This is a genomic window from Micromonospora globosa (assembly GCF_000717585.1).
In the GTDB taxonomy this organism is placed as follows: Bacteria; Actinomycetota; Actinomycetes; order Mycobacteriales; family Micromonosporaceae; genus Micromonospora; species Micromonospora aurantiaca.
The window spans coordinates 129,175-142,088 of sequence record NZ_JNZR01000034.1 but is presented as its reverse complement, the minus strand read 5'-3'; the positions used below and the strand labels follow the sequence as shown (position 1 = coordinate 142,088).

At 72.4% G+C, this 12,914-nt stretch carries 10 protein-coding genes; 4 read left to right on the top strand and 6 right to left on the bottom strand.

Features of this window, described 5'->3' with window-relative positions; translation table 11 throughout:
* Nucleotides 1-167 precede the first annotated feature (167 nt).
* Together pulA and IF06_RS0126545 are read right to left on the bottom strand one after the other, a co-directional pair.
* Nucleotides 168-5,663, bottom strand: coding sequence for a pullulanase-type alpha-1,6-glucosidase (gene pulA, locus IF06_RS0126550; protein ID WP_030274250.1), 5,496 nt, complete (start codon nt 5,661-5,663; stop codon nt 168-170).
* A 142-nt stretch (nt 5,664-5,805) separates the two neighbouring features.
* Nucleotides 5,806-6,495 carry a cellulose binding domain-containing protein gene (locus IF06_RS0126545; RefSeq protein ID WP_013287392.1) on the bottom strand — a complete coding sequence of 230 codons (690 nt, stop codon included), beginning with the start codon at nt 6,493-6,495 and terminating at the stop codon, nt 5,806-5,808.
* A gap of 153 nt (nt 6,496-6,648) precedes the next feature.
* On the opposite strand from IF06_RS0126545, the gene IF06_RS0126540 reads away from it, so the two are divergent.
* On the top strand, nt 6,649-7,248 hold the full coding sequence (locus IF06_RS0126540) for a GNAT family N-acetyltransferase (protein WP_013287393.1): 600 nt from the start codon (nt 6,649-6,651) through the stop codon (nt 7,246-7,248).
* A 39-nt stretch (nt 7,249-7,287) separates the two neighbouring features.
* Here IF06_RS0126540 and IF06_RS0126535 read toward each other — a convergent pair whose 3' ends face one another.
* Entirely contained in the window at nt 7,288-7,941 is a 654-nt protein-coding gene (locus IF06_RS0126535) for a GOLPH3/VPS74 family protein (protein WP_013287394.1), read from the bottom strand.
* Between the two features lie 198 nt (nt 7,942-8,139).
* Here IF06_RS0126535 and IF06_RS0126530 point away from each other — a divergent pair, with 198 nt between their 5' ends.
* The gene (locus tag IF06_RS0126530) at nt 8,140-9,651 is read left to right on the top strand and encodes an APC family permease (RefSeq protein ID WP_013475927.1); all 1,512 of its coding nucleotides are present in this window, start codon (nt 8,140-8,142) and stop codon (nt 9,649-9,651) included.
* 52 nt (nt 9,652-9,703) lie between these two features.
* On the opposite strand, the gene IF06_RS0126525 is transcribed toward IF06_RS0126530, so the two are convergent.
* Together IF06_RS0126525 and IF06_RS0126520 are read right to left on the bottom strand one after the other, a co-directional pair.
* Nucleotides 9,704-10,093 carry a hypothetical protein gene (locus IF06_RS0126525; RefSeq protein ID WP_030274248.1) on the bottom strand — a complete coding sequence of 130 codons (390 nt, stop codon included), beginning with the start codon at nt 10,091-10,093 and terminating at the stop codon, nt 9,704-9,706.
* Nucleotides 10,094-10,133: 40 nt separating this feature from the next.
* Nucleotides 10,134-10,859, bottom strand: coding sequence for a hypothetical protein (locus IF06_RS0126520; protein WP_030274246.1), 726 nt, complete (start codon nt 10,857-10,859; stop codon nt 10,134-10,136).
* Between IF06_RS0126520 and IF06_RS33705 the strand changes: the two genes are divergently transcribed.
* A complete protein-coding gene (locus IF06_RS33705; protein ID WP_139135452.1) occupies nt 10,858-11,049 on the top strand; it encodes a hypothetical protein in 192 nt (63 codons plus the stop codon). The two genes, IF06_RS0126520 and IF06_RS33705, sit on opposite strands and share 2 nt — an antisense overlap.
* A gap of 41 nt (nt 11,050-11,090) precedes the next feature.
* Entirely contained in the window at nt 11,091-11,855 is a 765-nt protein-coding gene (locus tag IF06_RS0126510; protein WP_232236774.1) for a hypothetical protein, read from the top strand.
* 384 nt (nt 11,856-12,239) lie between these two features.
* Here IF06_RS0126510 and IF06_RS0126505 read toward each other — a convergent pair whose 3' ends face one another.
* A complete protein-coding gene (locus IF06_RS0126505; protein WP_030274242.1) occupies nt 12,240-12,893 on the bottom strand; it encodes a DedA family protein in 654 nt (217 codons plus the stop codon).
* Nucleotides 12,894-12,914 lie beyond the last annotated feature (21 nt).

Sequence of the window (12,914 nt, the reverse complement as noted above, 5' to 3'; positions counted from 1 at the left end):
TCAACAACGAAGGACGCGTCAAGCTCGACGACAAGTCCCTCATCAGCAACAACGACCCCACCAACTGCGCCAACACCGTCGAGGACTGCTTCAACTGACCTGACGGCCCGGGGTACGCGACCGGCCCCCTGCCACGAAACGTGGCAGGGGGCCGGTCGGCCGTGCGGTCAGCTCTGGACGAACACCGCCACGCTGCGCGCGGGCACGGTGAACGTGCCGGCGGCCCGGTCGAACGACGCGGTACGCAGCGCCGGGTCGGCCGAGTTCCGCAGCACCGGATGCAGTGCCACGTTCGCCCCGCGCAGCCCGGTGACTGTCTGCTTCGCCGTCTCCGGCGTGGCGTTGAAGACGACTGTCACCGACTTCCACCTCCCGTCCAGCCCTCGCGCGTCGAGGGTCATGGTGAGCACGCCCGGGGTCTCCTTCGTCCCGGACAGCGGGAACGCCACCCGCTTCTGCACCTGGGCGGCGGTGTCGAGCCCGAACACCGGCGAGGACCGGCGGACGCGCAGCAGCTCCGCGTACCGGGCGTCGGCCAGGTCCATCGCCGCGCAGTCCGGCACCAGCGACGGATCGGCCAGCAGCGGCTTCGCGTACGACCACTTGTCCTTGTTGTCGGCCTCCGGCGGCAGGCCGGCGCCGAACCCGTTGCCCTGGGCGCAGTCCCACCGGATCTGGTTGAACCAGTCACCGGAGTTGTACGAGTTGCGGTCCAGCGACTTCGAGCGCAGCCGCTCCGAGCCGGTGGTCACGAACCCGGCACCCTGCCCGAGCGCGGTGGTCGCCAGCGCGAGCACCTGCATCCGGGCCCGGTCCTGCGCCGAGGTCCCCTGCGGCAGCTTGTACGCCAGCGCGTCGTACAGGATCTCGTTGTCGTGCGCGTCGACGTAGGTGACCGCCTCGCCCGGCGCGGCGGTGTACCCGGCCGGGGCGCCGTTGTAGTCGACCTGCGCCCCGGTGACCCGCTTGCCGGTGGAGTCGGTGAACCGGTAGCCGCGCAGGTTCCCGGTCAGCCCCACCTTGATCAGGTCGTGCTGGTGCAGCAGCCGGGCCCGCTGCTCGGCCGCCGAACCGTTGACGTCGTCGCCGTTGGGGTCGGTGTAGAGGCCGGAGGCGAAGCCCTGCGCCCGCGGGTTGGCGTCGAACGGGCCGCCGCCGCGCACCGCGTCGCGGAGCCGGTCGTTGAACGTGCCGACGCCGGTGCCGGCCATGTTGGCCTGGGTGGCCTGCGTGAACCGGGCGTCGTCGGCGACCTCGCCGAAGTTCCAGCCCTCGCCGTACAGCAGGATCTTGCGGCCGTCCACGCCGTCGCGGGCGAGCGTGAGCTTGTCCAGCGCGGCCCGTACGGCGAGGATGTTCGCCCTCGGGTGGTGGCCCATCAGGTCGAACCGGAAGCCGTCGACCTTGTACGCCTTGGCCCAGGTCACCAGCGAGTCCACCACGAGCTTGCCCATCATGGCGTGCTCCGGCGCGGTGTTGGCGCAGCAAGTGGAGTTGGCGACCGTCCCGTCCTCCAGGAGCCGGTGGTAGTAGCCCGGCACCACCTGGTCGAGCACCGACTTCGGGTCGGCGCCGGCGGCCGAGGTGTGGTTGTAGACCACGTCCATGACCACCCGCAGCCCGGCCTTGTTGACTCCGGCGACCATCTGGCGGAACTCGGTGGTGCGCTTCGCGCCGTTCGGGTCGGTGGCGTACCCACCCTCGGGCACCGTGTAGTGCAGCGGGTCGTACCCCCAGTTGTAGCCGTCGGTGCCGGCGACCGCCGCGACGCACTTCTGCTGCTCGTCGGAGTCCGGCGGCAGCGCGGCCAGGTCGCAGTTCGGCCGGGCCTGGTCGGCCCGCTTCTCCGGGATGGTGGCGAAGTCGAAGGCCGGCAGCAGGTGCAGGTGGTTGACCCCGGCGTCGCCGAGCTTGCGCAGGTGCTTCATGCCGGCGCTGTTCGGGTCGGTGAACGCCAGGTACGTGCCCCGCCGGTCGGCGGGAACCGTGGTGTCGGCGATGGAGAAGTCCCGTACCGACAGCTCGGAGATCTGGACCTTGGACGCCGGCGGCGCGGCCGGCTTGCGCAGGTTCGCCCAGCCGGCCGGCGCGAGCGCCGGGTCGGTCAGGTCGACGATCTGGCTGTGCGTGGAGTTCGGCGCGAGCGCCACCGAGTACGGGTCGGTCACCGACGCGGTGACCATCTTCTGCGTGGCCGGCTGCCACGCCTGCACCCGGTAGCGGTAGTAGCGGCCGTTCCACGCCTTGGAGCCGCGTACCGACCAGACGCCGGTGCGGTCGTCGCGGCGCATCGCCACGGTGGCCGGCTGGGCCGTGGGCGAGTCGAACAGTTCCAGCGACACGGTCCGCGCGGTCGGCGCCCACACCGCCAGGGTGGGCACCCGGCCGGCGAACGTCGGCCCGAGCTTCGCGCCGGTCGCCGCCGCGTAGACGTCGTCGAGCACGCCGGGGATCTGCACGCCGGTGGCGGCGAGCAGCGCGCCCTCGGCGTCCCGCTCGGTCACCACGATCTGGCCGCGCAGCGCCGCCGGCACCCGGGCCAGGTCGGCGCGGTCCAGCGAGAAGGCGCGCGAGGCCCAGAGATGGGGGTACGCCTGCCGTTGCGCCTCGGTCAGCCCGTTGCGCTGCGCCCGCAGCGCGATGGTGGTGTACGTGCCGGTCAGCTCACCGTCGGCGAGGCCGATCCCACCGGCCGGGGCGACTGCCAGCGCGTACCGCCTGCCGTCGGTCGGCCCGGTCGCCCACGCCACCGTGGACCTGTCGATCCACTGCGCCTTCTGCTTGGTCAGGTCGAGATCCTTGGCGGCGCCGGACGTGGTGGTCGGCAGCAGCCGTCCCTTCACGCCGGCGAGCAGCCACACCTCGCGCCCGGCGGTGGCGAAGTCGAGCCGCTGGTCCTCGGGCTGATCCTTCTCGTCGCCTCGGTGGATGATGTAGCTCAGCCCGGTCGCCCCGGCGGCGAGGGGCACCCGGAACACCGCGCCGTACGCGTCGGTCTTCTCCGGCTTGAGCGGGGCGGCCCAGTCGGTCGGGTTGGCCGCGCCGTCCCACAGGTGCAGGCCCCAGCCGTCGTAGTTCCCGTCGGCCTTGCGCCAGTGGATCAGCGCGGTGTCCTGGGCGACGGGCGGGTCGGGTTCGCCGGTGGCGGCCTGCCGCGTCGGGTAGACCGCCGGGTCGCCCTGCTTGACCCAGATCTCGCCGGTCGCAGTCACGTCGATGGTGCGGTCGTTCGCGACGTCCTTGTTGCCGTCGCCGTCGATCACGAGGAACCCGACCGTCTTCGCACCGGGCTTGAGCTTGACCCAGGCGAACCGGCCGTACGAGTCCTCACCGGCGAACGGCTGCCCGGCGGGCCATTCCGTCACGTACGCCGGGTCGATGTCGCCCCAGGCGTAGAGCCGCCAGTCGTCGTACCCGCCGGCCGGACGCTGGTAGTGCACGATCGCCCAGTCCCGCGACGCGCCCTGGGCGGGGGTGCCGACGGTGCCGGTGGCCCGGGCGGTGGCGGTGCGGCCCTTGCCGTCGCGGACCACCGCCTTGTACTCCACGCGGGTGCCGCCGGGCAGGCCGGTCAGGTCGTGGTGCACGGTGTACGGCGCGCGGTGCGCGGTGCCCAGCAGCGTCCACTTGCCGCCCGCGACCCGGGCGGCGAACGTGACGGTGGCGAGCGGGTCGCCGGTCACCTGGGCGGTGACGGCGGCCTTGCCGGGGACCGGGGTGTCGCCCGGCTCGGTGATCGTGATCTTCGGTGCCCCGGCCTGCGGGATCGCCCGGTCGGCCTTGAGCACCAGCGCCGACATGGCCGGCACGGTGACGCTCAGCTTGCCGTCCGCGCCGGCGGTCGCGCCGGTGGCGCCGCCGTACACGCCGGTGAAGCGGGCGCCGGCCGACCAGGTGTCCACTGTGACAGTCTGCGGCGTCGCGGCGTTGTTCACCGCCGCCACGTACTCGATCCGGTCGGTGGGCAGGACGCGGGAGAACGCGAAGACGCCCGGCCCGTCGGCCGCGTACCGGGTCACCTGCACGCCGTCGCGCAGCGCCGGGTGCGCCGTCCGCAGCTCGCCCAGCTCGGCGATGGTCCGGTAGAGCGGGTGGCGGGTGTCGTACTGGTCGGCGGCGTGGGTGCGGGTGGTGCCGATCAGGTCGTCGTCGAGGTAGTCGGCGGTCCGCGAGGCGAACATGTCCTGCCGGGCGTCCTTGTCGCCGCCCGGTCCGGTGAAGCCCTGCTCGTCGCCGGAGTAGACGACCGGCTGGCCGCGGGTGAGGAACATGAGCTGGTGGGCGAGCCGGCTGCGGTTCAGCTGGGTGGCGTCGTCACCGCCGGCGGCGGCGACGAACGAGCCGATCCGGCCCATGTCGTGGTTGCCCAGGAACGTGGTGAGCCGGTTGGCGTTCGTGTCCCGCGCGGAGTACAGGTCGTCCTTGGCGTAGACGTCGGCGAGCGTCTTGGCCGAGCCGTCGGCGGCGGCGTACCCGCGTGCCGCCTCCTGGAACGAGAAGTCGAGCGTGGCGGGTAGTCCGCCCTGCCGAACGTAGGTGGACTGGATCTCCTGCTCGGCGCTGTAGACCTCGCCGAACATGAAGAAGTCCTTCTTGCCGGCCTTCGCGGCGGCGGCGTCGATGCCGCGGGCGAACTGCGGCCAGAAGTCGAGGTTGGCGTGCTTGACCGTGTCGAGGCGGAACCCGTCCACGCCGGCCTTGCCGATCCACTGGGCGTAGATGTCGGTCATGCCGCGGACCACCTCGGGACGCTCGGTCCACAGGTCGTCGAGGCCGAAGAAGTCGCCGTACTCGCTGTTCTCCCCGGCGAAGGTGGAGTCACCGCGGTTGTGGTACATGGTCGGGTCGTTCAGCCACGCCGGTACCTTGACCTTCGCGTCGGCCGGGGTGGCGAACACCGGGGTGTACGGGAACGACGTCGAGTTCACCGCCGGGAACTTCCGGGTGCCGTCGGCGTAGTTGCGGTCCTCGAAGGGACGCCCCTGCGCGTCGCGGTACGGCGCGGACTTCTTGTCCACGTAGCCGTACTTGTCCTCGGCGTACCGGATGACGTCGGCGGTGTGGTTGACGATGATGTCGAGGTAGACCTTGATGCCCCGCCGGTGGGCCAGGTCGACCAGCTTCTTCAGCTCCGCGTTGGTGCCGAAGTGCGGGTCGACCTGGGTGAAGTCGGTGATCCAGTAGCCGTGGTAGCCGGCCGAGACGTCCGCGCCGGTGCCCTGCACCGGCCGGTTCTTGAAGATCGGCGCGAGCCAGATGGCGGTGGTGCCGAGCCCCTGGATGTAGTCCATCCGGTCGATCAGGCCCTTGAGGTCGCCACCGTGGTAGAAGCCCTTGTCGGCCGGGTCGAGGCCGGTGGTGAGCCGGCCGCCGGTCAGACCGCCGGTGTCGTTGCGCTTGTCGCCGTTGGCGAACCGGTCGGGCAGGACGAAGTAGAACTGCTCGGCCTTGGCGGTGCCGGTGCCGGCCTTGAGGAGCGCGTCGGGGGACGGCTCGCGGTTCCACTGCGGAGCATTGCCGGCGGCCAGGACGTCGGGGGTGGCGGCCGGGGCGGTGGCGTCGGCGCCGAGCTGGTGGAGGGCCACCGGCACGCCGACGAGAGTGAGTACGAGGGAGGTGACCAGGGCGAGCAGCGCCTTGGGGGATATCGGCGGCGGTTTCATCGACGGCCTTTCTCTGGTCGCTGATTCGCCCGCACGCTAGCCCTTGCCGAAACATTCTGCAATACCTTGCAAACCATGCCGCAACAAAGCAGTCACCTTGCAAGAGGAGACACTCGCGCCGGCCCCGACCGGACCGCCGGATCTAGCGGTCGGTGCAGGGCGTGCCGTCGACAGTGCAGCTCACCGGCCGGGTGCCGGCCCGCTCGATGTGGAACCGCACCGGCACGGACTGCCCGGGGGCCAGGTCGAACCCGCTGCGGTAGGTGAACACGCCGTCGTCGAAGCGGAACACGCCCTGCTCGGCGCCCTCGACCCAGGCGGTGACCAGCCGGCCACCGGGGAACACCGCGCGCACCGTCCAGCCCTGCGGCGTACGCGCGGTGTTGACCAGCAGCACCTCGCCGATGAAGCCGCCGTCGAAGGCGCTCATCACGCTGTACCGGCCGGTCACCGCGGACGGCGGCGGCGCGGGAGGCGGCGGCGGGGGCAGCACCGGCCGGGCCACGCCCCGAGGGCTGGGGGTCGGCGCGGCCGGCGTCGGCCGGGCGGGCAGCACCGTGGACCGGGGAGACAGGCCCGGCACCACCGGAGCGGTGGCGGCCACCGGCGACGGGCCGGTGGCGCTGACCGCCGTGGGCGTCAGCGGGACGTGCGGCAGCGACATCACCGGATCCGCCGGACCGGCCGCCGGGAACGTACGCCGGCCCCGCACCGAACCGAGCGCCACCACCAGCAGGACCACCATCACGACCACGCCCGCGGCGACGAGGATCCAGGGGGACGAGGTCATGGCGGTCCCGGGCTGCGGGCCGGGACGACGCGTGCGGGACATGGTCCTCCTGTCGGGGTCCGGGCCAGCGTAGCCACACGGACCGGGTCGCGGCGAGCACTCCGATCGGGGCCTGCCGCACGGCGCGGGCACCTGATACCTTGCACGCCGATCAATGACCACAATGGCTCGTCGAGCCGGTAGGACGGTTGGCCAGTGAGTGAGTGGCAGGGCAACATCCGGCGGGCGTCCACGGCGGACGCAGCCGTCGTGACCGCGATCCTCGCCGAGGCGTTCATGCGGGATCCGGTGAGCGGCTGGGTCTTCCCGGCCGACGACCACCGCGCCCGGGTCCATCCCGCCTTCTTCGGACCGTTCGTCGCGCTGGCGCTGCGCACCGGTGAGGTGCACGTCGCCGGCGACGGCCTGGGCGCCACGCTCTGGCTGCCCACCGGCGAAGGACACGACGCCGACGAGGGCGACGAGTTCGACGAGATGGAGGCCGCGATCGGCGCGGAGGCCATGAAGCGGTTCGGTGTGCTGGACGAGATGATGAGCGCCCGGCACCCGGCTGAGCCGCACTGGTACCTGCCCTTCATCGCGGTACACCCCGACCATCACGGCAAGGGCGTCGGCTCGGCGCTGCTGCGTAACAAGCTGGCCGAGCTGGATCAGGCCGGCACCGCGGCGTACCTGGAGGCCAGTTCGCCGCGCAACGCCGCGCTCTACGAGCGGCTCGGATTCCGGCGCCGCCCGCTCACGCTGGACCTGCCGGAGGGCCCCAGCCTCTACCCGATGTGGCGCGACCCGGCCTGACCGGTACCGTCCCGCCCCGGCTCGGCCCGGGGCGGGACGTCATCGCCGTACCGTCGTGGTGGTGACGTCGAGCGCGCCCACGACGGCGGCGAGCAGCCCTTCGAGCTGAGCCGGCAGGAACCGGCGGCAGTCGCGCATCCGCGTGGCCACCTGCGGATCGAAGATGTGCGTGGCCAGCCCGACCGCCTCGGCGAGGGTCGCCAGCAGCAGCGTGCCCGGGTCCAGTTCGGCCGGGGACGAGTGCATCAGCATCGCGGTCAGCCGCACCCGCGGTGAGGCCGCCTGGTTCGGGTCGATGGCCGGCCAGCGCACCATCCGGCCGATCAGCTTGCCCTGCTCGCGCCGCAGCACGCCGGCGGTGACCAGCCGGGTGCCGACGCGCTCGTTGATGTTGAGCTGGGTCCGCAGGTAGCGGATCCACAGCCGGGCCGGATGCGCACCCTCGCGGCGCAGGATCTCGGTGATCAGCAGGTCGGTGAGCGGCTCCTGCCACAACCGCGGATCGACAGCGGCGATCCCCCCTCCGTCGAGGGCGATCCGGCCCTCGAACATCAGCTCGGCGAGCGCGGCGCCGGCCAGCCCGCACTCCAGCCGGTCGACGGCGACATGTGGCTTGCCGGTGAACTCGTCGTGTCCGATAAGGAACAGCGCATCCGCAAGCCGGTAAGTGGCCTGCGCCCCGGGGTAGGTCATGGTCCATCCTCGAACGGTGGCCGTGATCGTCGACACGGGACGGTACGGCATGACCACGCACAGCTCAATTCCGGCCGATCACGCGCACCCCAATCGATATCGAAGCGGGGTTGTCACGATCAGTGATCACCAATACCCTGCTTCAGGTTGTTCCGAAGTAGACACCTCAATCCCCTCACCCCCTCCCCTGGAGAAGCCTTGTCCTCCGATCCGTTCTTCTCCGACGGTGGGCTGCGCCGCGGTCGTCTCGGCACCGCCCACCTCGTCTTCTTCACCGTCGCCGCGTCCGCCCCGCTGACCGTTCTCGGCGGTGGTGTCACCACCATGTACGCGGTCAGCGGCAACATCGGCGCCGCGCTCGGATACGTGCTCCTCGCCGCCGTGCTGGCCGTCTTCGCCACCGGCTACGCCGCGATGAGCCGGTACGTCGCCAACGCCGGCGCGTTCTACGCGTACATCGCCAACGGTCTCGGCCGGGCCGGCGGGGTGGCCGGCTCGGCTGTCGCACTGGCGGCGTACAACGCGATCCAGATCGGTCTCTACGGCCTGCTCGGCGCGATCCTGGGCGACTTCATGGACGCCAAGACCGGCATCAGCCTCGACTGGTGGGTCTGGGCGCTGCTGGCCTGGGTGTTCATCGGCGCGCTCGGCGTCCTGCGCATCGACCTCAACGCCACGGTCCTCGCGGTGCTGCTCATCCTCGAGTGCGTGGCCGTGCTGATCTTCGACCTGGTCGCCTTCGCCAACCCCGACGGCGGCACCGTCACCACCGCCGGCATCAGCCCCGGCCACCTGTTCGGCGCCGGCTTCGGCGCGGTGCTCGCGTTCACCATCGCCTCCTTCACCGGCTTCGAGAGCGGCGCCATCTACAGCGAGGAGGTCAAGGACCCGCGGCGCACGGTCGCCCGGGCCACCTACATCGCGGTCGCGTTCACCGGCCTGTTCTACGCCTTCTCCGCCTGGGCGCTGACCGTGCTCACCGGTCCGGAGAACGCCCCGGCGGCCAGTGCCGAGGCGGGGCCGGGCATCATCTTCGGCGCGCTCGACCAGTACACCGGCGCGGTCGTCGCGGACATCGCCAACGTCCTGTTCATCACCAGCGTGCTGGCCGCCCTGCTGTCGTTCCACAACGGCGTGGCGCGTTACCTGTTCGCCCTGGGCCGGGAGCGGGTGCTGCCGGGCTTCCTCGGCGCCACCTCCAGCCGCAGCGGCGCGCCCGTCGCGGGCTCGCTCGTGCAGAGCGTCCTCGCAGTGGTGGTGTTCCTGGCGTTCGCGATGACCGGCCGTGACCCGGTCATCGACCTGTTCACCTGGCTGTCCGGCGCCGCGGCGGTCGGCGTCGTGCTGCTGATGACGCTCACCTCGGCCTCCGTGGTGGGCTTCTTCCGGGGCCGCCCCGGCCCGGAGAGCGCCTGGCAGCGGGCGATCGCCCCGGCGCTCGGCACGGTCCTGCTCACCGCCGTGCTGCTGGTGCTGCTGTTCAACTTCGACGCGCTGCTCGCCCCCGACACCGCGAGCTACCTGAAGTGGCTGCTGCCGGCGATCCCGGTGGCGGCGGGCGTGGTCGGCCTGATCTGGGGCGCGATCCTGCGCACCAGCCGGCCGGACACGTACCGCCGGATCGGCCAGGTCACCGAGGAGGGCCTGCACGAGCCCGGCCTGCACCCGGCCCCCGAGGCCGACCGCTGGGCCGGCGCCCACCACCGCTGACACCGGTCGGTGCGGCGGCCGGCCCGCGTGGCCGGCCGCCGCACCACCACGATCAGGCGGTACGGATGACGGTGCAGATCACCGGGCCGTCCTCGGTGGTGCGCAGCAGATAGCGGTAGCGCTCGCCGGGCACCGCGCCGCCCTGGCTGTCCAGGAACTCCCAGCGCACCGCCACCTCGGTGAGCAGCGCCGAGATCTGCTGCACGTCCTCGATCTGCGCGTTCGCCGCGACGAGTTCCCGCTCCTGGTAGTCCGGGGCGGCGCCGACGAAGCTGAGCGCCACCGCCGCGGGCGAGGTGAACGAGAAGCTGTAGGTGTCGGCGACCACCAGCCCGGGCAGGGCGTAGCAGCCGGCGATGGCCGGCACGTCGGCGGTGGTCAGCGCCACGCCGTACCGGTCGAAGAAGTCGGTGAGCGTGTCGAGGTCGGTGGAAGCCGTCACGACGCTCCTCATTACCGGCACGCCCCGGCGGCAAACCTGGTCAGCGCGGCGGGATCCGCACCTCGATCTCGGCACCGAGGTGCGCACCGCCGTTGAGGGCCAGGTCGTCGCCGCTCCAGAACCGCCCCGGGTCGTACCAGTTGGGCCGTCGCCCGGCGGGCAGCAGGCCCATCGCCTCGTAGGTAACAGCGACCACCTCGGCGCAGTACGCCGTCTCCAGTGCTGCGGCGTTCTCCCTGCTGGTGTCGCCGATCCTGCTCGTGTCGGCGGTCCTGCTGGTGTCGGCGGTCCTGCTGGTGTCGGCGGCCCTGCCCCGGAGGCCGCCGAGGCTCAGGCGGGGCGGGTGCGGCAGCCGCCCCCGGGCCCACCGCCAGGCGAGCTGCGCGGTGGACGGGAACGGCGTCCCGTCCAGACGAGCCACGGTACGCAGCACCGCCTCCTCCATCGCCGTGTCGGCCGGCGGTTCGAGCTGGCGCAGCCAGCCCCGCTGGCCGTACCGGTTGCCCCAGACGCAGACCGCGTCCCGCAGGTCGTGCAGCTGCACGCCGCGCTGGTGGGTGCCGGTCCACATGTCCGGCAGCGAACGGCCCAGCTCGGCGTGCCACATCAACGGCGGCATGTCGTCGAGCACCACGGCCATGCCCACGTGGTTCACCGGGCTGTTCGTGGTGAGCTGGATGGCCCGGTCGGGCACGCTGCGCCCGCGGAACACCCACAGATCGCCGGTGCGGGTCAGCTCCACGGCCTCGTCCAGGCTGATGCTCATGGAGGACTACCCTATGCGGATGCGGCAACGGATGCGGTGGTGGAAGGTACTCGGGCTCGCAGGTCTCGCCGGCGTCGCGGCGACCGGAGTGGTCGTGGCGCGGGCCGAGCGGCGGCGCCGGGCGTACACCCCGGAGGAGATCCGGGACCGGCTGCGCGAACGGCACGCCAAGGCGTCCTCGTCGTCCTGACCGGACAGTCGCGGGCGGCGGATTCTCCTACCATCGCCATGATGGGAACCGTTTTCTGGGAGAGCCCGTTCGTCCTCGATCCCCCGCCCGCCGCCGTGGAACGGCACGGCGACGTCGACCTGCACGTGCCCGCCGGCGACGGCCGGCATCCCGCTGTCGTCGTCGTGCACGGCGTACCGGGGCCGCCCGAAGCACCCGACGCGCGGGACTGGCCGCTCTACCGCGGCTACGGTGCGCTGCTCGCCGAGGCAGGCGTGCTGACCGCGATCCCCCGGCTCACCGTCGCGAGCCCCGACGACCTGTACACGGTCGCCGCGCGGGTCGCCGCCGCCGCCGAAATGCTCCGCGCCGACCCGCGCGTCGACGCCGACCGGCTCGGGCTGTGGTTCTTCTCCGGCGCCGGCCTGCTGCTCGGCGACTGGCTCCGCGACCCGCCCGCCTGGCTGCGGGGCGTGGCCGCCACCTATCCCCTGCTGGCGCCGCTGCCCGGATGGCCGCCGGTGGACCCGCGCTTCCGCCCGATCGACGCCCTCGACCTGCCCGCCGGCGCAGGTGTCGGAGCCGCGCGGACGGAGGGCGCGGCACGGCCGACGCTCGTGCTGACCCGGGCCGGGCGAGAGCGGCCCGAGGTCGCCCCGACGATCGAGGCGTTCACGGCTGTCGCGCAGCGTCGCGGCATCCCGTTGTGCGTGGTGGACGTGCCGAACGGGCAGCACGGATTCGACGCGCTGGACCACACCGAGGAGTCCCGCGCCGCCGTCCGCACCGCCCGCGACACCCTGCTCACCCTGCTCACCGCCCCCTGACCGCCGGCACCCGCCCCGCCCCGTCGATCATGAAGTTGACGGCGTTTTCTGTCCGTTCTGTCGCCGCCAGCTTCATGATCGACGCTCTGGAGTGGTCGGGTCGGGTGCGGCCGGTCCACCGTGACCCCGCACTGCTCGCCGCCCCACCCACCCACATCGGTGATCAGGGAGTTTGTGTCACTGCGAGAGCTGCTGCAGGACACAAACTCCTTGATCAACCGGGTGGGGGCGGGCAGCGCAAGGGTCAGGCGGGGCCTGGCGAGGGCAGGCAGCGCAAGGGCGAGTGCCGGGCCGGGCGAGAGCGGGACCAGGCGAGGGCGGCGGCGCAGAGGCGAGGGCACGCCGGGGCAGAGGCAGAGGCGAGGGAAGGCGCTGGGGCGGGGGTCAGCGGTCGGCTGCAGGGACCGGGGTGGGCTGGTCGGAAGGCTCGGACACGTGCAGGCGCCTGGCTCGGCGGCGCAGCCACGCGGTGCTGACCACGCCGGCCAGCACCGCCAGCACCAGTCCGGCCCAGGAGATGTCCTTGAGCCAGTGCTCGGCGGCCTGCCCGAGGTAGAACAGCAGGTAGGTGGTGCCGAACGCCCACACCAGCCCGCCTGCGGCGTTCGCGACCAGGAACCGGCGGTACGGCACGCGCAGCGCCCCGGCGAGCGGCCCGGCGAGGATGCGCAGCAGCGCGACGAACCGCCCGAAGAACACGGCCCAGACGCCGTGCCGGGCGAAGCTCAGCTCGGCGCGGGCCAGGTGTGCCGGGCCGAGGTGTTTCGGGAAGCGCCGGCCGAGCCGTTCCAGCAGGGGGCGGCCACCACGGCGGCCGACGGCGTACCCGACGGAGTCGCCGATGATGGCGCCTGTCGCCGCGGCGGCGGCCACCCACTCGGGCCCGACGGCGCCTGTGGCGGCGAGCAGGGCGGCGCTGACCAGCACGATCTCGCCGGGCAGCGGGATGCCCATGCTCTCCACGCCGATCACCCCACCCACGAGCAGGCAGATCAGGGCCGGTGGGAGCGCGGCGAGCCAGTGCTGTACGTCGACCACCCGCCCGACCCTACCCGCGCC